General features: G+C 37.7%; 21 protein-coding genes. 7 read left to right on the plus strand and 14 right to left on the minus strand.

What is annotated here, in order from left to right; genetic code table 11:
- Positions 1-207 precede the first annotated feature (207 nt).
- Entirely contained in the window at positions 208-429 is a 222-nt protein-coding gene (locus G7Y56_RS08015; RefSeq protein ID WP_165042549.1) for a hypothetical protein, read from the minus strand.
- An 89-nt stretch (positions 430-518) separates the two neighbouring features.
- On the opposite strand from G7Y56_RS08015, the gene G7Y56_RS08020 reads away from it, so the two are divergent.
- The 7 genes from G7Y56_RS08020 to G7Y56_RS08050 all read left to right on the plus strand — a co-directional run bounded on the left by G7Y56_RS08020 (position 519) and on the right by G7Y56_RS08050 (position 9,381).
- Positions 519-1,262 carry a S24 family peptidase gene (locus G7Y56_RS08020; protein WP_165042551.1) on the plus strand — a complete coding sequence of 248 codons (744 nt, stop codon included), beginning with the start codon at positions 519-521 and terminating at the stop codon, positions 1,260-1,262.
- A gap of 2 nt (positions 1,263-1,264) precedes the next feature.
- Positions 1,265-1,744 (plus strand): hypothetical protein, encoded by a 480-nt coding sequence (locus G7Y56_RS08025; RefSeq protein WP_165042553.1) that lies wholly within the window; start codon positions 1,265-1,267, stop codon positions 1,742-1,744.
- Between the two features lie 55 nt (positions 1,745-1,799).
- The gene (locus G7Y56_RS08030) at positions 1,800-2,030 is read left to right on the plus strand and encodes a hypothetical protein (protein ID WP_165042555.1); all 231 of its coding nucleotides are present in this window, start codon (positions 1,800-1,802) and stop codon (positions 2,028-2,030) included.
- 545 nt (positions 2,031-2,575) lie between these two features.
- Positions 2,576-4,903, plus strand: a complete 2,328-nt coding sequence (locus G7Y56_RS08035; RefSeq protein WP_165042557.1) for a GH92 family glycosyl hydrolase — start codon at positions 2,576-2,578, stop codon at positions 4,901-4,903.
- A gap of 209 nt (positions 4,904-5,112) precedes the next feature.
- The gene (locus G7Y56_RS08040; RefSeq protein WP_165042560.1) at positions 5,113-6,342 is read left to right on the plus strand and encodes a DEAD/DEAH box helicase; all 1,230 of its coding nucleotides are present in this window, start codon (positions 5,113-5,115) and stop codon (positions 6,340-6,342) included.
- 146 nt (positions 6,343-6,488) lie between these two features.
- Positions 6,489-7,592 carry a 23S rRNA pseudouridine(2604) synthase RluF gene (rluF, locus tag G7Y56_RS08045; RefSeq protein ID WP_165042562.1) on the plus strand — a complete coding sequence of 368 codons (1,104 nt, stop codon included), beginning with the start codon at positions 6,489-6,491 and terminating at the stop codon, positions 7,590-7,592.
- Positions 7,593-7,833: 241 nt separating this feature from the next.
- Positions 7,834-9,381, plus strand: a complete 1,548-nt coding sequence (locus G7Y56_RS08050) for a serine hydrolase (RefSeq protein ID WP_165042564.1) — start codon at positions 7,834-7,836, stop codon at positions 9,379-9,381.
- 17 nt (positions 9,382-9,398) lie between these two features.
- Here the strand turns inward: G7Y56_RS08050 and G7Y56_RS18560 are convergent, their stop codons facing one another.
- From G7Y56_RS18560 to G7Y56_RS08110, 13 genes are all read right to left on the minus strand, one after another.
- Positions 9,399-9,533 (minus strand): hypothetical protein, encoded by a 135-nt coding sequence (locus G7Y56_RS18560; RefSeq protein WP_255498683.1) that lies wholly within the window; start codon positions 9,531-9,533, stop codon positions 9,399-9,401.
- 385 nt (positions 9,534-9,918) lie between these two features.
- Positions 9,919-10,332 carry a helix-turn-helix domain-containing protein gene (locus G7Y56_RS08055; protein WP_165042566.1) on the minus strand — a complete coding sequence of 138 codons (414 nt, stop codon included), beginning with the start codon at positions 10,330-10,332 and terminating at the stop codon, positions 9,919-9,921.
- 524 nt (positions 10,333-10,856) lie between these two features.
- Positions 10,857-12,047: an FISUMP domain-containing protein gene (locus G7Y56_RS08060; RefSeq protein ID WP_165042568.1), complete on the minus strand. Its 1,191-nt coding sequence runs from the start codon at positions 12,045-12,047 to the stop codon at positions 10,857-10,859.
- Positions 12,048-12,416: 369 nt separating this feature from the next.
- Positions 12,417-13,883, minus strand: a complete 1,467-nt coding sequence (locus G7Y56_RS08065) for a DUF3868 domain-containing protein (protein ID WP_165042570.1) — start codon at positions 13,881-13,883, stop codon at positions 12,417-12,419.
- An 11-nt stretch (positions 13,884-13,894) separates the two neighbouring features.
- Entirely contained in the window at positions 13,895-14,449 is a 555-nt protein-coding gene (locus tag G7Y56_RS08070; protein WP_165026614.1) for a DUF3575 domain-containing protein, read from the minus strand.
- 26 nt (positions 14,450-14,475) lie between these two features.
- The gene (locus tag G7Y56_RS08075; protein ID WP_165042572.1) at positions 14,476-16,002 is read right to left on the minus strand and encodes a hypothetical protein; all 1,527 of its coding nucleotides are present in this window, start codon (positions 16,000-16,002) and stop codon (positions 14,476-14,478) included.
- A 19-nt stretch (positions 16,003-16,021) separates the two neighbouring features.
- Entirely contained in the window at positions 16,022-17,077 is a 1,056-nt protein-coding gene (locus G7Y56_RS08080) for a hypothetical protein (protein ID WP_165042574.1), read from the minus strand.
- Between the two features lie 81 nt (positions 17,078-17,158).
- Positions 17,159-18,220 carry a FimB/Mfa2 family fimbrial subunit gene (locus G7Y56_RS08085; protein WP_165042576.1) on the minus strand — a complete coding sequence of 354 codons (1,062 nt, stop codon included), beginning with the start codon at positions 18,218-18,220 and terminating at the stop codon, positions 17,159-17,161.
- Between the two features lie 46 nt (positions 18,221-18,266).
- On the minus strand, positions 18,267-19,133 hold the full coding sequence (locus G7Y56_RS08090) for a hypothetical protein (protein ID WP_165042578.1): 867 nt from the start codon (positions 19,131-19,133) through the stop codon (positions 18,267-18,269).
- An 823-nt stretch (positions 19,134-19,956) separates the two neighbouring features.
- Complete coding sequence (locus G7Y56_RS08095) at positions 19,957-21,207, minus strand: sugar MFS transporter (protein WP_165042580.1); 1,251 nt, start codon at positions 21,205-21,207, stop codon at positions 19,957-19,959.
- A 40-nt stretch (positions 21,208-21,247) separates the two neighbouring features.
- Entirely contained in the window at positions 21,248-22,714 is a 1,467-nt protein-coding gene (locus tag G7Y56_RS08100) for a rhamnulokinase family protein (protein ID WP_165042582.1), read from the minus strand.
- Positions 22,715-22,963: 249 nt separating this feature from the next.
- Complete coding sequence (locus tag G7Y56_RS08105) at positions 22,964-23,608, minus strand: class II aldolase/adducin family protein (protein WP_165042584.1); 645 nt, start codon at positions 23,606-23,608, stop codon at positions 22,964-22,966.
- A gap of 63 nt (positions 23,609-23,671) precedes the next feature.
- Positions 23,672-25,459 (minus strand): L-fucose isomerase, encoded by a 1,788-nt coding sequence (locus G7Y56_RS08110; protein WP_165042586.1) that lies wholly within the window; start codon positions 25,457-25,459, stop codon positions 23,672-23,674.
- Positions 25,460-25,655 lie beyond the last annotated feature (196 nt).

Raw genomic sequence — 25,655 nt, forward strand, 5'->3', positions numbered from 1 at the left:
ATACCTTATCAACATGAATGGACAGTCGTACAGAGTTAAAGAAACTAAAAAAATGTTACAACCTGATGAAGAATAAATATCTTTAGCCAATCTCATCCGAGACACTTAGTGGTATACTTTTCAATTACTAAGTGGACTACTTTTCAATTATATTATACAGTCCACAGGAATAGATATATACCTGATCAATGGATAATTTTGGTAAATTCATACTAATACACATTTTGATAACTCTTCCTGAACTGAATAATATCGTTCTATGACATCCCTTGCATAGTCCGGCATCGATCTTTTACCATCTATTATGGCATTTATCATCCTTAATGAATAAGGATCCTTACCATTCTCAATCCTTATTTGATTGATTAGAGGCGCAAGCCTGCTTGCATCTCCATGTTGTTTTTTGATTGAATAACCTGTTTTTCCCATATTATTTATACATTTGTTCTTGATATGGTACAAATATAGTATGATTATTTCATACTTCAAATAAATAAGTAAGAAAATATCATACTTTTATGGATTATTCAGCCCGATTATTTTCATTGTTCGACAACCTAAAACAGCAAAAACGTATAAATACATATGTTGAACTTGCTGAAATAATAGGCACTAATAAGTCTGGTATCAACGATTTAAAGACTGAAAAAAAGAAGGTGACGCTAGATCATATATGCAGTATGATAAAATCATACCCCGATATAAATTTAGATTGGTTTATATCAGGAGAAGGCGAAATGTTTAAGACATCTCATCATGAAAGAAAGAATACATCCTATCAAGAAGTATCAACAAATGAAGTATCTTTGTATCAGCTTAAAACTGATTATTACAGTGTAGAAAAGCAACAAATACCGCTTTATGAAATAGAAGCTTCAGCAGGTTTATCTACTCTATTCTCCAACCAAAATTCACAAGTACCTTTAGACTTTATATCTGTACCGAACGCTCCCAAATGCGATGGCGCTGTTTATGTAAGAGGCGATTCGATGTATCCTATACTAAAGTCAGGTGATATAGTGTGCTATAAAATGATACAGGATATAAACGACGCCTATTGGGGTGAAATGTATTTGTTGGATATAGATGTTAGTGGAGATCAATACCTTACTTTTAAATATGTTCAGAAGTCTGATCTTGGTGATGATTATATACGTTTAGTAAGCCACAACAATCATCACAATCCCAAAGATGTACTTAAAAAGAACATAAGAGCATTAGCTTTAGTAAAAATATCGATCAGGTATAATACAATATCATAACTATGAAACTAAAAATTACTATTATTCTATTTCTTTCATTTTGCTTTTTATCTGCACAATCTCAAATTAAATTTATCTCTTCAGATAAAAATGATATGCGAATTCTTGCTGATAGTATTGTCAGTAATGCTAAACGAAATTATGTTTTCAAGTCCGAAACAAACAAAGGCAGATATCAATATTCTCTTAATTATATTAATATAGAAGATAATAATGATCAGTTATCAGTAGATATAAATATTAGATGGGTAGGTGAAAGCAGGGATTTAGAAATAGAAGGTACTCCTGAATTCAGATTTGACTATGTTAGGGGTCGTTATTTAGATTTATTCCCTTTTTGGAAAAAGTTTATCAACAATGAAGATAACCTAGAAGAGTTAGCTAAGAAAAAGGCTACTTATATTTTAAAAAATAATCAACGATATGTATTTAGTAGCGGTAACGATTTCTGGACATTATCTATGAAAGATATCTTAAAATAACTATTATGCAATTATATACTATTATGTTTGCATAACAATTTTATAATTTGCAAATATGAAGGTATTTATTTTAATATTCCAGAAGCCTCTTAAGATCAAAGCTTATTCTTCTTTGGTTGCATTATTAGAAGATAATGATATCAGTGTTATTGGAGCTAGTAAATCTAAATTGGAAAAGCATAATTTCAACCAGTTTGACTATGTAAACAGTCATGTTATCATTTCTAAGAAAGAAACTCAATCTACTGGAGATATCAGAAGAAAGAATAATTTAAACCAATTATAGATATTTCAGATAAATAACTTATATTTGTATTGGTGTATTTGATAAAGGATATTGTATCCGTAGCAATGGCGAAATGTTAAAGTTTCGCCATTTGTATTTTTTAACATTGTTACAGTGTAACAGATTAATGTAACAAATAGTGTTACATCTCTGTAACATTCGCTCATAGTTCGGTAACACTTCGCATAAAAAAGAGACCCACTCTCATAGGTCTCATTTAGTCTTCTTTGGTTTCTTACCTCATTACAGTCCACTGTACACGCAAACTTCGCATATTTCGCACCTATTTACGTCATTTGACTTCATATCTCACTCAAACGTATTCATTTTTTTGCGACCGATTATAGTCGCGTTCGGTGTTTGCGTTTGTGTATGTGCTAGTTAAGTGTTACCAGTCCGTTCTGTACGTCTCCGTTTGGGATTATGCCCCTCAATGGAATGACAGCTAATCCGTCTTTTTATTACACAATATAGGCTATTATATACATCTTTTTTTACTAATTTTGTTGCAAAATGAAACGAGCTATTTCAATTAATAATACAAAATGAAAAACGTGAAGAAAACTCTATTATCGATTCTAGTACTATCGAGTGTCACCATGTTAGCACAGAAAAAAACAGATTTTGTTGATCCTTTCATCGGAACAACAAAAATGGGACATACATTTCCGGGTGCTTGTGTGCCTTTCGGAGGAGTTCAGTTAAGTCCTGATACAGATACTATTCCACATAGTATTAATGGTAAATATCAAGCAGATGCATATAAATACTGTGCAGGCTACCAGTATGAAGATAAAACAATTGTTGGTTTCAGCCATACACATCTAAGCGGTACAGGTCACTCCGACTTGGGAGACATCCTTATTATGCCTACAACAGGCGAATTGAAACTGAATCCGGGTACAGCAGACAATACTGATAGCGGATACCGTTCGAGATACTCGCATTCTACCGAAAAAGCAACTCCGGGTTACTACGAAGTAGTATTGGACGACTATAAAGTAAAGGCTCAACTGACAGCTACCGAACATACAGGTATTCATAAATATACATTCCCATCGGCACAGCAACGTATCATTCTCGATATGGTGCACGGCATCTACAACTACGAAGGTAAAGTACTTTGGGCAAACCTACGTGTGGAGAACGACACCTTGCTTACAGGGTATAGAATCACACGCGGATGGGCACGTACCAACTATACATATTTTGCAATATCGTTGTCGAAACCAATCAAAAACTACGGACACATCAATAAAGAAAATGTAACCTATAACGGTTTCTGGCGTAAATTCGATGTTACTAAAAACTTCCCCGAAATAGGTGGGCGTGGTATCGTTGCTTACTTCGATTTCGATGATAATACAAGCAACACGCTCGAATTAAGAGTTGGCGTTTCAGCAGTAAGTACATTAGGCGCTATCGCCAATCTGGAACACGATACAAAAGGTAAAACATTCGACCAGCTAGTTGCTCAGGCTGAGAACAAATGGGAAAAAGAACTTAGTGCATTCGATGTACAAGGAAGCAAAGACCAAATGACGATGTTCTACACATCGCTCTATCATACAATGATCAACCCTTCTATTTATATGGATGTAGACGGACAATACAGAGGTCTTGATCATAATATCCACAAGGCGGAAGGATTTACCAACTATACAGTATTTTCTCTATGGGATACATACCGCGCATTGCACCCTCTATACAATATATTCCAACGCGCACGTAATACCGATATGGTAAAATCGATGCTTGCACATTATCAGCAAAGCGTACATGGTATGCTTCCCGTATGGTCGCACATGGGTAACGAAAACTGGTGTATGATCGGTTATCATGGTGTAGCTGTTGTAGGCGATGCTATTGCAAAAGGCTTGCCTATCGATAAAGCATTGGGGCTGAAAGCGATGATGAGCAGTGCCAATGTGCCATATTATGACGGAACAAAAGAATATCTTGAATTAGGTTACGTTCCATACGAAAAAAGCCGTAGCGGTTCGTCTATCACGCTCGAATATGCTTACGACGACTGGGTTATCTACAACACAGCTAAATTAATGAATGACACTAAAGACGCTGATACTTATCGTAAGAGAGCATTGAACTACGAAAACGTATTCGACAGAAATATCGGCTTTGCCAGAGCTAAACTAGCCGATGGCAAGTGGAAAGAACCATACAGCTTATTAAATACACACGACGAAGGCTTTATAGAAGGTAACTCGTGGAACTATTCGCTTTATGTACCGCAAGATGTAAAAGGGTTGATTAACCAAGTAGGTGGCGACAAGAAATTTGTTACCCGTCTCGATTCATTATTTACAATGCACCTTCCTGACGAATTCTTTGCTAACACCGAAGATGTTACACGCGAAGGACTTCTTGGAAACTATGTGCATGGTAACGAACCAAGTCACCACGTAGCATATATGTATATGTGGACGCAACAACCTTGGAAAACTCAATATTGGGTACGTGAGATTATGAACAAAATGTATCGCCCCGGTATCGACGGATTATGCGGTAACGACGATTGCGGACAGATGTCGGCATGGTATATCTTCACTGCTATGGGATTCTATCCTGTAACACCGGGCAGCACACAATACATTATCGGTGCGCCTTACCTACCATCGGTAAAACTGACTTTAGAAAGCGGTAAAGTATTAGAGATAGAAGCTAAAGGCGTGAGCGATACAAACAGATATATCAAATCGCTTACATTCAACGGTAAACCATACACTAAACGATTTATCGAACATGCCGATATTATGAGTGGTGGCAAACTGGTATTCGAAATGACTAACAAACCGGGCAAGTCGGCATTCTCGAACGATCCACAGGCTATTCCTCAATCGTTGAGCAAATAATAAGGATAAACCACAGAGTACTTGATATAGAAAGGGCTGAAATTTAGTTTTCAGCCCTTTTACTTTGTATGCTAAAATAGCTAAAGAATAGTTTTGTACACAGATTATTATAAAAACAGATAAATAATTATCAATACTGATTAACATTAAATAAAAAACTCTACCTTTGCGCACTGAAACAAAATAGCCATAAAGATGGTTGATATACAATGACATTTGACAATTTAAAACTCATAGAGCCAATATTAACGGCTCTTCAACAAGCAAATTATACTACCCCAACCCCTATTCAGAGAGAAGCGATTCCAATTATACTGGAGGGAACTGATTTGTTGGGATGTGCACAAACAGGTACAGGAAAAACTGCCGCTTTCTCAATTCCTATTATCCAAAAACTGGCTGAAGCATACAGACCCGCCAGATATCAAAATATAAAGGCGTTGGTATTAACACCAACCCGTGAGCTTGCTATACAGATAGACGAGTCGTTCGAAGCATACGGGCGTAACACGCCGCTTCGACACACAGTTATATTCGGAGGTGTTTCGCAAAAAAATCAGACAGATATACTCAAGAGAGGTGTCGATATTCTTATTGCTACTCCGGGACGTCTACTCGATCTGATCAAACAAGGATATATCAAACTGAATACCATCGAGTTCTTCGTACTAGACGAAGCAGACCGCATGCTCGACATGGGTTTCATTCACGATATAAAGCGACTGCTCCCACTCCTTCCCAAGAAGCGACAAACACTGTTCTTCTCGGCTACTATGCCACCCGAAATTGCCAAGCTGGCAAATTCGATGTTGTATAACCCGAAAAAAGTAGAAGTTGCCCCTGTATCATCTACAGTAGATACAATCGAACAATCGGTTTACTATGTAGAGAAGAAAGACAAAATAGACCTGCTTATCGATCTGCTTCAAGATCAGAGCCTCGAATCTATTCTGGTTTTTGCCCGTACAAAACATGGTTCGGACAAAATAGCACGTATGCTCAATAAGGCAAATATCCGTACTGAAGCTATTCACGGCAACAAGTCACAGAACGCACGTCAAAATGCGCTAAGCAATTTCAAGAGCCGTAAAACGCGTGTACTGATAGCTACCGACATTGCAGCACGTGGAATAGACGTAGACAGTCTTTCGCATGTATTCAACTACGATCTGCCTAACGTACCTGAAACTTACGTACACCGTATCGGGCGTACAGGTAGAGCGGGGAAAAGCGGTGTAGCTATATCGTTCTGCGACAGAGAAGAATTACCTTTACTGAAAGATATTCATAAGCTGATAAAGAAAAATATTCCTGCTGTTACCGATCATGCTTATGTTGAAACCTCTTCTACGAATAAGCCTAAAAGTGAGGCAGCGAAACCGAAAGAACAAAGCAGCAACAATAATCGTCAGCCGAAAGTTATAAAAAGGCAAAAATAATTGAGGGTAAGAAACCTATTTATTATTTTTGACACTTGATTAATAAAAGAAAGTATTTAATGATCTGTTTTCAGATTATAACGTTCTATAGCTGTTTCAATCACAAAAGCAATAAAAAAGGTCTCAGACCTTAATAGTTTAAAACAATGGAATACAGACTAAATAAATACATCAGTAATTCCGGTTATTGTTCTCGCAGAGAAGCTGACCGATTTATAGAAAGCGGTAACGTAACCATTAATGGTAAACGTGCCACAATCGGCATGCGCGTACTACCCGGACAAAAGGTGAAAGTAAACGGCGAGCTGATCATAAACGACATAGAACCTGTATATATTGCACTCAATAAACCTGTGGGGATTGTCAGCACAACCGACCCGATGGAAAAAGACAATATTGTGAACTTCATCAGGCACGAACAACGCATATTCCCTATCGGCAGGCTAGATAAAGATTCTCAAGGATTGATCTTGCTGACCAATGACGGTGACATCGTTAATAAGATACTCCGTGCAGGAAACAATCATAAGAAAGATTACATAGTATCAGTCGACAGACCTATCACTAAAGACTTTCTGGAACGTATGGCGCAGGGTGTACCTATCTTAGACCGTGTAACACGCAGATGCGAAATATCACAGATAAACCCCTATACATTCAAAATATCGCTTATACAGGGTCTGAACAGACAGATCAGACGTATGTGTGAATTTTTCGGATATGAAGTAACCAAGTTGGAACGTATCCAGATAATGAACATCGAACTGGGTAATCTCGGACAAGGCAACTGGCGTGACCTTACTCACACCGAACTGGAAGGATTATTCGATATGCTCGATGCTTCTGAAAAAACCGCAGGATCTAAAAAACCTGCCAACAGCAATAAGTCGTTCAATAAAGCTCTCGAACAATTCGATATAAAGACCGATTACCGCAAAGGCAGCATAGCTGCTAAGTATGGAAAGAAAGAAAAGAACGACAAAGCGGACAAACCTAAAGATAAATCAGCCGGTACTCCTAAATCAGCTTTCTCTCCTACTGACGAAACAGAAACTAGCCATAAGCCGAAGAAAAACAAAAGACCATCGAGCGGATTAAGAGTCGGCAAACAAAAGGTGGCATCGAATAAACCGAAGCCAAGACCAACGGAGAGATCAAAATCAGCTAAGCCGAAAACAGCTTCTTCTGCTAAACCGAAAGGAACTTCGTCAGCCAGACCAAAACCGAAGCCACAGGCTAAGAAGAAATAATACAAGTAAATTAAAAAAGGTAACAAAAGTAACACTTTTTACATTGTTTTTCTACTGTAACCTTTTTCCTATGTATGTAACTTTATAAGCCATATTTTATAGATAAATCTAAAGACAACTCGCAAGGATATAAAAAGCTCATAACCAATAATTATGAGCTTTTTTTGCATGTAATAAAACCCATTATTTAAAATACAATTTCATATATTTGTCAATTGATAACCATATTAACAAATATCCTATGAAAAATATCAGCCTACTCCTACTAGCCTTTCTATTCTTACAGTGCAGTATGAAGACACAATGTCCTGACAATATACATCCCCATGATTTAGTTCTGTCTACACCCGAAGCAGAAGGTGTTCAATCACAAGGAATACTCGATTTTGTAGAGGCTGTCGAAAAAAACGATATAAAGCTGCATAGTTTTATACTGCTACGTCACGGGAAAGTAGTTGCCGAAGGCTGGTGGGATCCATATAAACCCGATACCCGTCATATTATGTACTCGGTAAGTAAAATATTCACATCGACAGCCGTTGGATTTGCAGTTAACGAAAAGCTCCTGTCGCTGGATGACAAAGTAGTTTCATTCTTTCCCGAATACAAAGACGCATACGCAGCAAACCCATATATGCAGGAACTCACTGTAAGAAACCTAATCACCATGACGGCAGGAAACGAGCCGTGGCCCGATTTCAGAATGCGTAATATGGATTGGGTAAATGATTTTTTGAGCGCAGACCTCAACGAAAAAACAGCCAACCGATTTATATATAACTCGTATGCTACTTATATGGCTTCTGTTATTATACAGCGGGTTACAGGTAGCACGATGCTGGATTATCTTAAACCTCGTTTATTCGAACCGCTAGGTATCTCAGATATTGCAAGCGAACAAAGCCCGTCAGGATTTACCTGTGGCGGCTGGGGAATGAGTGTGCTAACTGCCGATATGGCTAAGTTAGGGCAATTATACCTGCAAAAAGGAAAATGGAACGGTGAACAGCTTTTACCCGAAAGCTGGATCGAAGAAGCGTCGAGCATGCAAATAGACAACGGAGCTAATCTTTCACCTTCGGAAAGAGCACAAACCGATTGGGGGCAAGGCTACGGATATTTTATATGGCAATGCCGCCACAACGCATTCAGGGCAGATGGCGCATTCGGACAGCTTATCGTTGTGATGCCCGATCAGGACGCTGTGTTGGTTGCTACGGCAGATACACATGATATGGGTAAAGAGTTACAACAGGTATGGGATCATATTTTGCCTGCAATTTCGGATAAGGAACTACCCGAAAACAAAGACGCTTATAAAGCTCTGACTGCCAAACTTGAAAGCCTTGCTTTACCTGAGCCTAACATGAAAACCGAAAAAGATAAAAATCCTGATTTCGCAGGAACATATACTATGGAGAAAAACGACTTAGGTATAGTAAGCCTCGAAATAAAACAACAAAATGATCTTTGCAATCTGATTCTAAGAACAAGTTCTGCTACTCACAACCTCACTACAGGCAATAACAAATGGGAATACAGCGTCACCGACCGGAACAGTCCGTATTATAATCAGAGCTATCGCAACCCGATCGGATTGTCACCTTTCAAAATGGCTGGATATTATACATGGAAAGATGCTCAAAATCTGCTTTTGAAATTAGTCTATCTGGAAGACAGCAGCTTTGAGAATTATAAAATTACGCTCGACGGTAAAAAAATAAATCTGCTATATACTAATAGTGAAGATGATAGTAAGCCAATAGAATTGGTCGGGAATTTGAATTGATAAGATATTAAAAAAGCTCATGATATTACACCATGAGCTTTTTTTTGATTCCATTTCCTGACTGACGCTACATCTTCATTTATTTTTTCTCCTTTGAGATTCCAATCTATTATCCATACCAGAGAAATCGTCGTCCTATCTATCTCTGTCATCCCGATACGGAGTGAGGGATCCCGACTACTCCTTGTTATAGGAGAACAGATCCCTCACTTCGTATCGGGATGACAAAAAGCCACTCCTTAGAGTGGCTTTGTATATTCTTTTAGGTTCCTCCCCTTTGGCAAGGCGAGAGAGGGTGAATATCTCGGGATGATAAGTTCTACTAAATATTTTATTAGTTATTATTCCTTCCCATATATCGAACTCACATTAAATTCTATACTTTGAAGTCGTCTTGACTTTTCAAAATGTTTTCTTTTTGTTTATTTTTTTACTCTCTTTGTCATGCTGAACGATAGTGAAGCATCTTCTAACCGAGATCCTTCGTTCCTCAGGATGACAAAATAATACGAAAAACAAAAAGTCAAGACTACTTCTTTATTTCTTTTGCTCAAGAATTTTTTCGAGCCATGTTATTTTACCTTTTTCTACTTCGAGAAGGCGTTCGTATAATTCCACTTTTTGATTACACAATTCAATTATTTCATTTATGGGTGAATTAAAATTTTGAACTCCAATATTTACTGTTTTATTTTCACAAACATTTTCAATATTAATACCAGCTTCTTCCTCCATAGTTTTAATCTCTTCGACCGACACATCTAGAGCCTTAGCAAATCGTTCCAGCATTTCATCATCGATCACCTGAGCAGATTCGTATCTCGATACGGTTTGTTGCGAAAGATGAACCATATCAGCCATTGATTCCTGTTTGATACCCTTACCACGGCGGATATCGCGGATATTATGTCCGTGATGAACTCTTTTTATCGATAAGTTTTCTGTTTTCATGTCTTATATTTTTATTCTTAAAGCAAATATACAAATCAAATGATGTGTATTTAACAAAAATATGAAAAAATAAACGGGTATGAGTAAAATTATGCGGTTTGCGAGTAAAATAGAAAAAATGAGTAAAAAAATTCTTTTTACTCTTGCCTTTGCTTCATTTTATCAGGAAATTTGCAATCATAATTAAACACCTTGTTACCCCTTCATACAATGATATAATTTTTGCATTCAAAATCCATTCCCTACCTGGAACTCACCAAATTGCTGACGAAAGCGGTGAGAGTATGTATGAAGGGGATAACTAAAAGAGGGTATCTCTATCTTTGGCAACGCCTTAATTATTTATATAGCTTCGCTTTTTTTACAGTAAAGTCGTCTTGACTTTTCAAAAGATTTTCTTTTTGTTTGTTTTGTACTCTCTTTGTAATGCTGAACGATAGTGAAGCATCTCCTAACCGAGATCCTTCGTTCCTCAGGATGACAAAATAATACGAAAAACAAAAAGTCAAGACGACTTCTGCAAATTAATTCTTCTTACAGCGTACCGATATCATAAAATTGCGATAAGTTGTATTTCTCCTTATCCCCCCCTCTCCTTGTACAAATATGCGTATCCAACTACCCGAAGAACTTTGAGATGAACTAGTCCAATATTCACCTATTGTTCCATAAGAGTTAACACTATAACTTGATTCTTGGGCGGAATACCCTGCCAATACAACATGAAATCCACCTTTAGTGGCAGGAAGGCTTTGTCCATACATCTTCGTACTTCCTGCTACAAAATCTACCGGCGGACATGTACTTAGCAGCGAATTTGCATAGCCGACAGCAGGATTAGTTATTGTGGTAGGGCGAGTGCTGGTCGTTGTAGCCCAAGCAGTATTCCAATTTGTTGCTGTCCCTGCCGGGTACTTGCTGTACAATTGCGGATTGTTTGCAATCTGCTGTTCCAATTGGTTCCACTCATAATCGCTTGGTAAATGCCAGCCATTGGGACAGATACCCTGATATTGAGCTTGAGTTGAACTATTATCGTCTGTCGTTTCTACATCTGTAGCCCTGGCAGAAGCAGCCCGCCAGTTGTAGAGATATCCCAATGAGGGTTGTTTAGTAACATAGGCTGCATTTTTACCATCTCCTGACGGTGCAGGATATGCATAATTAGAAGTTGTAGGTTTGCCCAGTGGAAGACCAAGAGTGAGAGCCGGTTGCCCTGTTACATTTGTCGCATATTTACTCACCCGTAGATTCTCAACCATCCATGTACCTGCTGGACCGAAAGTAGCAGCCTTAAAATCATTACCATCCTGATCCTGATAGATTTGTACGTTCGAAGACATGGACGGGGCTCCTATCATGTCCCATTTTGTGCCATCCCAGACATACAATCCTTCGTAGCCATCTAGCGGATTAACACAGCCATTGGTATTGTATACCATGAGACCCACGTGTTCGTCTCGGTCGGGACGTGCAGTATTGGTCGGATCTATATCGTTCAGATTGGTTAAACTGTTCAAATACATCCTTGGCATACCTAGTCCCTTTAAGGAATTTGCTGCTCCATTTGTAATATTTGCTTGCTCCTTTAATTGAAGCAAAGCTCCGGCAACAGGGGCTTCATCATTCCCGATTGTTACTTGAGAATGAATGCCAGAATTAGCATACGTAGAGATAACAACTAATAATATTAGTCGAAAGATTTTACTGTTCATTGTGTAGAAAAGCATTAAGTTAAAGAAAAGTTAATTGGTCGTAGTTTTTATATAAAGTTTCCGTGACAAATATAGTCTTTTTTTATATGAAAAAAATATTTTAAATAAAATTATTCATTTATAACATCTTAAAAAAACTTTAAACACTCGAAAACTCTTATAAAACGCTACATAAACCTTCCCTTTAGAGGATTACATCTTAAGTTTGACCAATCGATCTCAAACACATAGTAGGGATTTATGGCAATAATTAAAACAAAAAAAGAGGGTATCCTGACTAGGAGATACCCTCTTGCAATAAAAAAACCTACCAAAATAAAAACCTAACGACTTATATTGTTTCAGTCTTAACAGAAAGACTTTTTTTTCTTATTTCGTACTGGCAGCATTATACTCTTCAAGTTCTTTAATCTTTTCTAGATTTTGAGTTGCTTCGACAGAACCTGTTGCCTGCGCTTTCAAAAAATATTCTTTTGCTTTTTCTATATTTCCTTCCAGTGCATATAGTATGCCTTGGTTGTTCCACGAATCTGAGACATCTTCGTATTTGTCGAGATAGCGATGAGCTGCAGCAGTATCATTTTTATCGAGAACAATGGCGGCAGCATTCAGATTCGCTGTTACATCGAGAGGAAATATCCTCACTGCGATATCGAATACGTTATTAAACTCGTCACTGCCTTTTTCGTAGGTATTGGCTACAAGGAACATTTCATTCAAGCTCATTTGAGCAGGGCTTACTTTCACGATTTCCTTACCTTCGTCTACACTAAATGGACGGATTGTATAATTTACTTTGTAATCTACCCGCCGTAATTTAGGAAAGAAATCAGTTAATAATGTGTTATAAGTACTACCCAATGCCTTTAGTTTTTGTTCTTTAACATCGTCGCCATCCGAAGAATTGATAATATCTAACACACTTGCTTTATTGGTGATATCCGAATTTTCGACAAGGGTTTTCAGACCATCCCAATCTTCGGCTATCGAACTGACGGTAAATAAACTGCTCGGATATGAAAACTCCGTTTGAAGATAATTTTTCAAAGCCTGCGCTCTCGACTCCGACAGTGCACTATTGGTCTTATACGGACCTTCGGGCGATGCGAAACCTTTTAAAGATATAGATGTAATGGTTGCATTCTTATTATCCCGCAATTGATTTATAGCATCATTAATCTTACTTAATTCTCTGAAGTTATTTCTGAAATCGCTAACGATAACAGATTTACCCACCGGAAATTCGAGATAAGCAGTACCCTGATTATCCCGAGATTTCACGGCTTCGGCTTTGGGTGCAATGAATGTAACAAGATACTTGATAGTTGGTCTCACAACGGGCTGTTGTGCAACAATGGGATCTAAAAGCGCATTCCATTTCTCAACGCCTTTACAATCTACGCAACCATATACCTGTTCTTTCATTTCTAAACTTGCACCTACCATCCAATCTTCAAAAAGTAGTGTTTGAGTATAATTGATATTTCTTGATTGATCTTTTGTCAACGAAACGAACGGGTTATCCACCACTACTCTTGCATCGTCGAAAGTCTTAGCTCTTTTATCGGCTTTGTATCGGTTACTTCCCTTTATTACAATAGGCTGAAGTTCTTTCAGTCTATCTGCCGATTTTATAACGGGTGTCAGTATAAGAGCTTGATTCGATGGCAGATTTGTCCTGCTTCCATTTATTCGCATTTCTACTGTTAATAGACTATCCTGCTGCTCTGCTATGACATCACTCACCGATATATTATCATATACCTGCTGGCCTTTAGCACAAAGGGATAACACCAAAGATGCTGTAAATAAAAATATTATAGCTTTTGTTTTCATATACGATATAATTAAAAGATGAAATAGGTAAGGCTTATGTTAGCTTTAGTAGGACCCCAATAATTTTTGGTGTCACTCTTTATCTTGGCACCACATTCACCACACGGATATTTATCGTATTTGAAATGTGCATATCCGAGTCCTAAACTGGCCTCTATACCCCATCGGTCGCTCAAAATCCATTGATAACCATAAGATAGTCCTGCTCCATAAAAATCACCCTGATAGTTATTGTCTTTTAGTTTTTGCGTAAAGCTCACCTGACTGAAATTGTATTGCCCTACATGAGCATGTACTCCGAAAAAGTGCCCGTTAAACTTTTCGCAAAGCCAATAACGATATTCGGGTTGCACCATCCATAGTTTCATTCTCTTTCCGGTAGAAGAACCCCATGGGTTATAGCTTCCTGAAATATCGAGTGTCGAACGATCATTTAATGCAACTTCGGCACCCAGATTCAGGGTCATTGAGGCATTATAGAGGATATTGGTTTTTACTCCCAGATCTTGACCGCTCAACGATAATACCGCAAAGCTTAATAAGAATATATATAAAAATCGCTTCATATCATTTGGTTTTTAAATAAGCAGTATTAGTAAGTGGTGACTGCGCTCCAACTACCACTTACCGATAGGTTATCGACACCTAATAAAGGCAGATTGAGCGGAACACTTACTGTTATATTTTTTATAGGAGTCAATATTAAACTCAATACAGGCCCTAAGATTGGAACTCCCCCCAATATGCCATCGATATTGGCTATATTTCCTATTTTAACTGATAGTGTAAGACTATGGTTACCATCTGTTTGTTGTGTATAAGATTTCAGTCCGAGATCGAGAAACGAATAATCTGCCTGATATCTGAGATTACTCTTCGGTCCTGTAGCCTGTATAGGATCTTTAATATCGACAAATGCTCCGGGAAGCAGGTAAGTATCGACAACCTGATCGACCACAAGACCCGAAATTAAACCCTGTTTAAGCACATTTATATCGCGAACATCATAAACACCATTGAAACCTTTGATTGTAATATATCTTTGATCACTAACAACAGTGGTATTGAAGTCATATTTGAATTGCTGAAGACCTGTGTATACATCCCTTACATTCAGATCGAAGTCTATTGTTTTCGGGAAATTATTCATTGTCACTACAGTCGAACTGGCCGCTACATTTGCCCATGGATTGAGCGCAGTACCGAGAAATCCCAGTAAGCCCGTCTGATTCGCATTACCCGTCAGGACGGTACCGAGCTGATTGACCAGCTGCTGCAACAGCAAGTTGTACAGGGCATCCGTTATGGGGGCTACCAAAGCGGTAACTATCGGATTTAATATTGCGTCAACACCTCCCGATACTAATAAACCGATAGCAGTACCTAGTGGACCCAAAGCTGTTCGGAGCAATCCGGGCAATAAGCCTTGAATAGTAGTTTGTATAATGTTTCTATATCCTACCTGCGTAACAATATTATTGACCAGTTGATTTAGTGCAGTTTGCGCATCGACAAAATTACGGTGCAGCTTTAACGAACCTATTATCCGTTGAAATAATACACTAGGTGTTGTATTCGTATCGGAGAATGATACATTCGCCCAGTAATACTCGCTATTATCGGTAAACTCTTTGGCTGGCAATACTATTCTGGCAGCACTGTATGTTGTAGTATAATTAGTCAATACATCGGCAGTAAGCCCCGTGCTGGCACCATTATTATAAGGGAACAACGTCTTTTCTACATTCCCTAAGAATACGGCTTTATAAGATCCTTTAGGCAAAGTATCTTTAACTACAGCCAATGGCCATGTGGGTGTTCCTTGCGAAGGTATCAAGACAACCTTTTCTTTCACAAACTCACCTGTAGATTTATAAATCATATAGCGAATATGCTGTACTCTTCCATCAGCACCCGTTACCGCAGCCTTGGTGTGTTCACCGAAAGTCGATGGAAAGAAACGGACTTCGAAAAAACCTTCGGGCAAATCGGCTGGAGGATCAGTATTCTCGACTGTGGTTTCACCCTCTCCTACCAGATCAACCTCCGACTCATTCTTGTCGCAACTGGCAAACAAAAATAACAGCAATATATTGAATAATAATAATTTTGTTTTCATCCTACCCTACTGTTTAATATTAATGTAATCCATCCCACGCATTATCGTCGAGATTAATTGAATTATTTATTGTAAATCCAAAATTGATATTGGAATAATTTCCTACTATTGTTACCACCTCATTGGGGGTGAAAGTAATATTACTTGCAGAAGATATATTTGTCAGATCAGGCACATTTACCGTATATCTTTCGGTATATGTAGCATATTTGACATCTAAATAGAATTTTGTGCTATGTGCACTGAATGTCGGGAGAAGGTAATAATTGAAGGCTACACTCCCTGCCACAGGCGACTTTACACCAAATGTTTTTAAATTGTCGGCATCAGCAGCTAATTGAAAAACTGTGCCGGTACCGGTTATGGGCAATACAGCCTTAACCAGTTGTTGCGCAACCAATGTTATAGAAGTAACATAGGCCGGTATATTGTTAATTTGCAAATTGAGTCCACTGACTAATCGTGTCAGAGTCGCTTTTAGATTTAGGCTGGTTACCTGATCGGGCCTGAAATAAGGACTATTCGGCGTTGCAGTTGCCCCGGCATAAGACATACACACACCAGTAAAGAACTCAGGTACAGATGTAGCCGATGTAGATTGAAGATGAAAATTAGCTAGAGTCACAGGAGTTGTTACAGCACCTATGCTAAAGCGATTTGCCGGACTACTCTGATTGTTGAAATCATAATCGTTGCGATTATATCCTATAACAATTACTTTGTATGTAGAAGTAGCTGTAAGATTAAGCATACCGGTATAAGCTGTTGTATTGTTTATATCATACTGTCTGGCAGCATTATAGTCAGGAGCAAAATTACTATCATCATTAGCAACTATACTTTCATTTATTTTCTTAAAAGGTAGTATCAAAACCCTATTCGTTGTAAAAGGTTGATTCTCTATTGCCTTTGTCTGGCTTATTTCCGTAGAGCCGATCTCGATAGGCACAACTACACTATTTTCGTCTTGTAAAACAACCTCATCATCCTGAGAACATCCTGACAATAAAAAGATAACTGCAGTCAATAAGAAGCAATACAGTTTTGCCTGTTTATACCTGATATTATTATTCATAACGCCTTTCAATTATTAAAATTGATAATTTATAAAATACAAGGTATCCAAGTAACGGATACCTTGTATTTATTTTTTTCATTACTGTAGAGTCAAGTTATGAAGTGTACTCCATGTAGGGGTAATCGTAATTGTAAGAGTTTCGTCTGTCAATAGATCGATCGCTTGATCATCATCATTAGGATCTGCAGGATCTGTACCATTTGTAGTACTAGCCTTTGTTTTAAGACCTAATGAATAGAAGTTATTAGCTACAAGATCGAATACTGTTGCTGAACCACTTTTTACAACCCAAGTTTTTATAGCAACGTTACTAGCATCATAAAGACCCAGTGTTAACGACGCACTTGATATTGGTATAATAAAAGCTCCTCCCAATTGAGAATTAGGCAGTGTTGCAACACCTGCTCCCGAAAGGTCGATACCATTAAATATACCACCTGTTGTACCTTGACCTGTAAGATCTATATTTATCAAATTATGTACTGCAGCTAAATTAGACGAGCCAATTCCGGTAGATAGATTGACCTGACTATTTGTTGCTGCAACCGATAGACGTAAATACTTCACAGTAGAACCATTCAATGTTTCAGGTATATTTTTAAAATAACCTAATACACCTGCTACTTTACGGGTAATTTCGAGACTTACACGAGTTCCGCTTTCTAGAACTTGTGCTTGTGCGGAACCTGCAAAAATCTCAGATTCATCACCGGCAGCAGCAATAGATGCAGCCACATCTTGGAATTTAACGGTATTATCGAATGTTGTGATAGTATACATATCCGAACCCCTACCTACAGCTAAGAACTTATAGTCTCCAGCCGGCACTTTCTGATCTGGGTCTACAGTAAAGCGTCTGAATGTAGAACCGTCTGCCCAATCGAATATTGAATATGTTCTTACATACGTATAATCTGCCCCATTTTTCACAAATGCATGTATATCAACTCTTGATACATGTTGTACGGCTTCCTGACTATAAAGGGGAGTACCGGCTTTCAAGCCTTCACCAGCCTTGTTAACTGTAGTAACTTCGAAAGTTATTCCTTTTTCATTCGCAACATCAATCGGAGACTGATCATCGCTTGAGCACGAAACAAATAGCAAACTAGCTATAATAAAAGCAAAAATTTTGTTCATAATAAATATTTTTTAATATTAAACACTTTAAATAATTGTATGCTGATTAATCTATTCCTAAATTATTGATCAAGACCCACTCATTGTTTATATTGGCCCACACTTCCCATGTATCGTTTGTATCATTGTAAGTAACCTCAAGGCCTAAAATCTCGTTACGTTTAATTACAACCTCTGCTATCGGAATCGCAATCACTGTATTATCGGTTTTAGTCAACATGAGAGATAATTTAGATTTCTCTCCCGTTACAGTAGGAGCCAGATAGGTAGTTATTTTACTTAAAGACTGTGAGGTACTTAGGAAAGACTTTTCGACATCAGTTGTATTGGAATAGTCGAAATGCCAGTCCACATCTTTTTGTATTGAAGTTATAGATTCATCTATTTTAGCAATAGTAGTAGGAAGGCCGTTAAATTTAACCATCAACATTCCGGTTGTCCTCTTTAAGCCCATAGACATCTCCTGAGCAATACCTGTTACAATATCAAGTGTATCGTAAGCTAAATAGACATTCTTACTTTCGGCACTCTTGTCATGCAAATTTTCGGGAAGCATATTCGATTTGTCCGAACTATCGACATTGCCCCATACAGCTAAAATATACTTGCCATCAGGTACTAAATCGATAATTATCGATTGAGTTTTACTATCTCCTGCTACGTCTATACGCTGCGGATCGATCATATTTTTACCTGTTTTAATATCTGTGAGCGTATAATAAATATTTTGAATATATTTATTGAAAGGTAAATCTTCGGATATCTTTTCATCAGGAAAATCGGATATATTAGAATAGTTCTTATCGGACACAAATACCTGTATATTATACTGATATGGACATTCGGGCAGAGCTTCTTTGACACATGATACTAGAGGTATCGAGAATAATAAAACAAATATCTTATTAAACATGAGCAACTCAATTTTGTATTATTAATAAAATCTATAGCATATTAAAGGCTTAAACAGAAGTTAACTTCATTTTGTTCAATGTATTTTTAATAAGTATTACAATAAATTACAATAATTAATAAGCAAGGAGCTAAATAATACAAATAATCACAAACAACACCTTGTTGTAAAACATATTCCATAACCAAAGTTTTGTTCAAAAACACCTCAAATAAAAAACACAATATATCTTAATTATTTATTTTTTAACGAACAAAATAAATAATATCAGAAATTATAGCAACACACACTATTTACACTTAAGCAAAACCCACAATAACCATATAGAAATTATATAAATAGACAGATTGGATATCTTTCAATAAAAAGTAGAATACAAAGACAAGCAGATGTATAAATATGACACATTTTAAAATACACACATACCAAAAAGCAAGTTTAATTAAATATATTTAATTAAATAAAAGTTAACATTTACTAAGTAATAATTACCAAATAATATAAATTACTAATCATCAAATCTTATTTCAAGTAAAAAAAATAACTTAAAAGCAATATTTAAAAATAAAACAAAACTACCCTCATACAGATACGACTCATTTATAATATCTATGACTATTCAACATTTCCTATATTACATTTGGCTATAATCTATTAATATCATTACTAATAAAATAACAACATAAAATATAAATCGCATAAAAATATGGCGAACATCAACGGAAGGTATAACAGAAAAAGACCAATATTGCTATTGGTCTTTCAGTTGTTATGGATATATGGCTTACTTTCTATACTGAAAGCTAAAGATTCTAAGATTATGTTAGTTTTTCATCTTGCTTAATCCAAAAATAAAGATTACAACGAAACAAACTAACGGGACTATAAATCCGGTTGTCATTGAAGATATATCTGCAATACGGCCCATCAACATAGGTATAACAGCGCCGCCGGCTACAGCCATAACAATGAGTGACGAACCTTTCTCGGTATTCTCTTTCAGACCGCTTATGCCTACTGCAAAAATAGTAGGATACATGATAGACATAAAGAAGTAAGATACAAAAAGACAAACTACTGATATCATACCCAATCCCATTACAACAACAACCATTAATAATACATTTATTAATGCATATATTGCCAGTAACTTCTTTGGGTTAAAGTATTTCATAATATAACTGCCCGATATACGACCCACCATAAACAAGCCCATACCACCAAATGCGAGTATTTGTGATGCTTGCAAATGGCTTATATCAGGTCTCACTTCGATTACATAATTTATAAAGAAACTACCTATCCCTGTCTGACCCGCTACATAAAAGAACTGAGCAATGACAGCGAATATAAATAGCGGATGTTTCAATAGATCTCTGAAACGGCTCCTTTTATTCAATTGTGCTGCTTCCTCTGTACTTAAAGAATCGTCCTCCCCTGCCGATATCTGGGGCAAAGGTGTTCTTACAAAGAGTACAGCTATAAGCAATACTACTATCCCGATACCAATATAAGGAGTTGCCAATGCCGCAAAGGGGTCGCCTTCGTCCGAAAAAAGGAGTAATCCTCCAACCAAAGGTCCTAAAATCCACCCCAAGCCATTGAATGACTGTGCCAGATTTATACGCCTTGCACCCGACTTAGATGGTCCTAAAACAGTAGTGTATGGATTAGCCGCTGTTTCGAGACAAGTCAATCCACAAGCAATGACAAATAATGCTATAAGGAATGGAAGGAATGTTCGTATCAGCGTCGCCGGATAAAACAGGAATGCTCCGATAGCAAACACTAGTAGTCCGAAAACTATCCCTTTCTTATACCCGTATTTTTTAATAATTAGTCCTGCAGGAATACCCATCACAAAGTATCCGCCATAGAGCGCAAACTGAACCAACGCTGAACGAGCTTTCGATATCTGCAATATTTCCTGAAAATGAGCATTAAGCACATCAAGCAAAGCATGTGCAAACCCCCAAAGGAAAAACAAACTACAAACAAGTATAAAAGGAAACAGATAGTTTTGCCCCTCTTTTCCTCGAAACATAGAAGAGCCTTTTGTATTATTTTCGGTCATTGGTATTCATTTAAAGGTTATTTAGTATTTTTCGTTTTTGCTATTCGAATAAATGTTTCGACTTGGAAATTACATTTATCCAATAGTCAAAGTTTTGTGCTTTATAAGTTTTTAAAGTAAAACTATTTCTAATAATTTTATGTCCTTCTACCCAATCAGCAATTTCATTATTGGCAATAGCCTGTTGTATAACATTGCCAATAGCTGTACTCTCTGTCAGTCCGACTATCACATCCATATTCAGAATATTGGCTATGTACTGATTTAATAATTCATTCTGGCTACCACCACCCACAACGAAAAGTTGTTTAATATCTTTCCCTGTCGATTTTTGTAGTTTATCCATCACGAAGTAATATTTTACGGCTAATGATTCTAATACACAGCGTACAAACTCACCTTTCGATTGGGGAACATGCTGCCCTGTTCTTTCACAATATGCCTGTATGGCTTTTGACATCGAAACAGGATGTGTAAAACTAGGATCATCGCTATTGACAATGCTTCTGAACGGTTTACTCTTTTCACATTCGGATAACAAATAATCATAAGAGCAATTAGGATTTTCGGCCTTTTCCCATTCGGCTATTAACCGTTGTAAAAGCCATAGTCCTGTAATGTTGCGCATAAATAATATTTTATTATCTACGCCTCCTTCATTTGTGAAATCATTCAACATTACCTCTCTTGCCAAGATAGGCTCATTGGCGAGTACACCCAAGAGCGACCATGTACCTGAACTAAGAAATGCCCAGTTATCTCCCTGAGTGGGAATAGCAGCAATAGCACTGGCTGTATCGTGCGAACCCACAGCAAACACCTTTGCATCGAGGGCTCCTGTTTCTTCTGCAATTTCGGTATTGAGTTTGCCAATCAGAGAACAAGGATGCACAATATTACTCATTAAATGGGAAGGAAGATTCAATTTTTCGAATATTTTTTCATCCCATTGCCTCGTCTGCGCATTTAACAGTTGAGATGTAGAGGCAATTGTATACTCATTGCAAGCTATGCCTGTGAGAAAAAAATTAATTAAATCGGGAGTGAATAATAGTTTATCAGCTACAGAAAGTATTTGATCTTCACACACCTTAAGGCTCAACAATTGGAATAGAGAATTTATTTCCATTTGCTGAATGCCGGTAACTGCATACAATTCTTCTTTCGAAATATAAGCAGACGATTTATCAGACATACCCTCTGTACGCAAGTCACGATAGCAGACAGGATTACCAAGTAGCTTCCCCGATTTATCGATCAGACCGAAATCGACTCCCCATGTATCGACTGCAATACCCTTTAGATTGTAGCCTTTCTTCACAGCTAAACGAATACCCTCTTTGATATTTGCATACAATGAGAGGAAGTCCCAATATAGCGTATCTCCGAGTTTAACAGGAGAATTAGCGAAACGATGAATTTCATCTAACTTGATTCTTCCATTCTCGATTATACCGACAATAGCACGTCCGCTTCCGGCTCCGAGATCTAATGCTAGATATGCCATAATAATATATTGAATTATTTAATGTATAGATATAGGAATATCAAGATATACCAATGAGTTCATCTTGACTATTAACCACAGAGTAAAAGGAGTTTTACAGAGTTTTAAAGCTTCAGTACCGAAATAAACTATATTTTGATAACGAAACCATCAATTTCACAGCAATTATAGATTCTGTGATACTCTGCGCGACCCTGTGGTTAAAGAAAAGTCGAGACTACTTCAATATATTGATATACCAGCAGAAAATTATTTTGAGACTTTACCTAGTATATATACATCAAGATCGTGTATCTCCTCATCGGTTAAGGTCAAATAATTACCTTCTCCGGCAAGTACAATAATCCGACAAGCCAATTCAAAGAATACAGCCTTCTGATAAGCATCGTCAAAATCTTTTCCACATACAGCTTGTCCGTGTTTACTCATCAATACACAGTCGTGATCTGTCAATGCTTCGGTAACAGCATCGGCCAATTCTTTCGACCCCGGCCTGAAATAAGGTATAACAGGAATTTCGCTCCCACAGTAGCAAGGCACTTCGGCTACTACATTAAAGTTTTTAGGTTTATTCTTCATACACGAAACGATAGTAGCGTACTCCGATTGAAAATGCAGGACTACATTCATATCTTTTCGTTTACGCAATACCCCTAAATGAAATACACTCTCCATAGATGGTTTGGGGCCATTTACAGGCATTCCGGTAGCAATATTACAGACTGCGATATTCTCTTCCGCCAATCGTGGAAGCCACGAACCTGTACCCGATACCAGAGCGATATTACCTTCAACTCTCCATGAGAGGTTTCCGCTGCTGCAAAGTTGCAAACGCTCTTTTCCTACACGATGGGCTTGTTCTATAAATTTTTCAATATGTTCTTTTGTTATCATTGTCTTCGTTTATTTTAATTTAAGCAATAAATGGGCAGATATTTCTACCCGTTTATATTCCTATTATTTATAGATTGGTCCGTAAGTTTCGCATGCACGATAATCAGCACTTTCTTTATCCATACCAAATGCTGTCCATGCTGCAGGACGGTAAACATCGTCGTCGGCTACATTATGCATACATACAGGTATTCGAAGCATCGATGCTAACGTTATAAGGTCGGCACCAATATGTCCGCAACTGATAGAACCATGATTAGCACCCCAGTTATTCATAACAGAATACACATCTTTAAAATTAGGATCGTTAGTCAAACGAGGAACAAACCAAGTTGTAGGCCAGCCTTTATCTGTACGGTCATCTAATATTTTATGCACCGCAGGATCAAGATCGACAGTCCATCCCTCTGCTATTTGCAATACAGGCCCTAGGCCTTTTATCAGATTTAAACGAACCATTGTGCATGGCATCCCTCCTCTTGTAAGGAATTTGGATGAAAAGCCACCACCACGGAAATACTCGCGGTTAGCAGGCATCCATGTTGTAGCATCAAGACATGCTTTAGCTTCTTGTTCGGATATATCCCAGAATGGTTTCATAGTAGGCTTACCGTCTGCATCGTTTTGATATCCACTACCATCGAGAGTGGCAGCACCAGAGTTTATAAGGTGAATCATACCATTTGCAGCTAAGCCATCCAGTTTTTTACCTGTAACGCGTTCCACTGCATCAGGACTCCAGTAGGTACGTACATCCGCAAATATTTGTGCAGTATTAGTCAGCAAGTAACTGAATAACATAACTGTTCCGTTCAGAGCATCATTTTCTGTTGCCAATATATACGGAGCACGAATACCTGTCCAGTCGAATGATGAATTAAGTATTGCTTCCGTAAAATCACCATTGGCATAGAAATCCGTCCATTGGCGCTGACCTTGGAAACCTGCTGCAATGGCATTGTGTCCCAATGCTTCTTCGCCGAATCCCATTTCTTTCAGTTTCGGATTGCCAATCATTAAATCCCGAACAATGAGAGTCATCTTCACAATGAACTCCCAGTCTTTATCTTTAGCGGCTCTATCTTTTTTCAGATCGGCTCGGTTAATATTATCTTCTCCTTCTTTACAATTCGCTTTAGCCCATGCCAATGCTTTTGTATACTCTTCTTTATCGTAGATTCCTTCGGTCATACGACGAATAATTTCTACTTCGTCAACGCCTTCGCAGCGCATACCTAGATAATCTTGAAAGAAATCGGTATTAACAATTGAACCTGCTATACCCATACATACTGCACCAATAGACAGATAAGATTTACCTCGCATAGTCGCCACAGCTAATCCGGCTTTGGCAAAACGCAAAAGCTTAGTTCTTACATCTTCCGGAATTTCTTGTGTACCGGCATCCTGCACATCGCGTCCATAGATACCGAATGCAGGTAATCCCTTTTGTGCATGACCTGCCAATACTGCTGCCAGATATACGGCTCCGGGACGTTCTGTTCCATTAAATCCCCAAACTGCTTTTACCGTATGAGGCTCCATATCCATTGTTTCACTGCCATAACACCAGCAAGGGGTTACAGTAATGGTTACACCGACACCTTCCTTGCGAAATTTTTCGGCACATGCAGCACTTTCGGATACGCGACCAATTGTAGAATCGGCAACAATACACTCGACAGGAGTTCCATCAGGATATTTTAGTGTTGAAGTTAATAGAGCAATTACACTTTTTGCCATATCCATGGTTTGTGTTTCCAGAGATTCGCGCACTCCGCCCATACGGCCATCGATAGTAGGGCGAATACCAATTTTTGGCCATTGCCCCTGAAATCTTTTTGTCATCATGATATTTGGTTATAGATTAAAATGGTTAATTTGCCGAAACACTGATATATTTGTTAATTTCGGCTGTTAAACAAATATATGTGGAAAAACCAATAATGCCTTTCACTATTTCGACGAATAAATAACACTATTCCGATGTTACTCTATAATATGTTTTGTTATATGCTAGAAATAAGTATATTTATATTTTAGTAGT

Source organism: Dysgonomonas sp. ZJ709, from assembly GCF_011039195.1.
GTDB lineage: Bacteria > Bacteroidota > Bacteroidia > Bacteroidales > Dysgonomonadaceae > Dysgonomonas.

Coding starts and splice junctions, on each gene's coding strand:
- G7Y56_RS08075 (WP_165042572.1), bottom strand. CDS start 16,002: ATGAAAACAAAATTATTATTATTCAATATATTGCTGTTATTTTTGTTT.
- G7Y56_RS08040 (WP_165042560.1), top strand. CDS start 5,113: ATGACATTTGACAATTTAAAACTCATAGAGCCAATATTAACGGCTCTT.
- G7Y56_RS08060 (WP_165042568.1), bottom strand. CDS start 12,047: ATGAACAGTAAAATCTTTCGACTAATATTATTAGTTGTTATCTCTACG.
- rluF (WP_165042562.1), top strand. CDS start 6,489: ATGGAATACAGACTAAATAAATACATCAGTAATTCCGGTTATTGTTCT.
- G7Y56_RS08110 (WP_165042586.1), bottom strand. CDS start 25,459: ATGATGACAAAAAGATTTCAGGGGCAATGGCCAAAAATTGGTATTCGC.
- G7Y56_RS08080 (WP_165042574.1), bottom strand. CDS start 17,077: ATGAATAATAATATCAGGTATAAACAGGCAAAACTGTATTGCTTCTTA.
- G7Y56_RS08050 (WP_165042564.1), top strand. CDS start 7,834: ATGAAAAATATCAGCCTACTCCTACTAGCCTTTCTATTCTTACAGTGC.
- G7Y56_RS08085 (WP_165042576.1), bottom strand. CDS start 18,220: ATGAACAAAATTTTTGCTTTTATTATAGCTAGTTTGCTATTTGTTTCG.
- G7Y56_RS18560 (WP_255498683.1), bottom strand. CDS start 9,533: ATGACAGAGATAGATAGGACGACGATTTCTCTGGTATGGATAATAGAT.
- G7Y56_RS08025 (WP_165042553.1), top strand. CDS start 1,265: ATGAAACTAAAAATTACTATTATTCTATTTCTTTCATTTTGCTTTTTA.
- G7Y56_RS08100 (WP_165042582.1), bottom strand. CDS start 22,714: ATGGCATATCTAGCATTAGATCTCGGAGCCGGAAGCGGACGTGCTATT.
- G7Y56_RS08015 (WP_165042549.1), bottom strand. CDS start 429: ATGGGAAAAACAGGTTATTCAATCAAAAAACAACATGGAGATGCAAGC.
- G7Y56_RS08055 (WP_165042566.1), bottom strand. CDS start 10,332: ATGAAAACAGAAAACTTATCGATAAAAAGAGTTCATCACGGACATAAT.
- G7Y56_RS08030 (WP_165042555.1), top strand. CDS start 1,800: ATGAAGGTATTTATTTTAATATTCCAGAAGCCTCTTAAGATCAAAGCT.
- G7Y56_RS08105 (WP_165042584.1), bottom strand. CDS start 23,608: ATGATAACAAAAGAACATATTGAAAAATTTATAGAACAAGCCCATCGT.
- G7Y56_RS08020 (WP_165042551.1), top strand. CDS start 519: ATGGATTATTCAGCCCGATTATTTTCATTGTTCGACAACCTAAAACAG.
- G7Y56_RS08090 (WP_165042578.1), bottom strand. CDS start 19,133: ATGTTTAATAAGATATTTGTTTTATTATTCTCGATACCTCTAGTATCA.
- G7Y56_RS08095 (WP_165042580.1), bottom strand. CDS start 21,207: ATGACCGAAAATAATACAAAAGGCTCTTCTATGTTTCGAGGAAAAGAG.
- G7Y56_RS08035 (WP_165042557.1), top strand. CDS start 2,576: ATGAAAAACGTGAAGAAAACTCTATTATCGATTCTAGTACTATCGAGT.
- G7Y56_RS08065 (WP_165042570.1), bottom strand. CDS start 13,883: ATGAAAACAAAAGCTATAATATTTTTATTTACAGCATCTTTGGTGTTA.
- G7Y56_RS08070 (WP_165026614.1), bottom strand. CDS start 14,449: ATGAAGCGATTTTTATATATATTCTTATTAAGCTTTGCGGTATTATCG.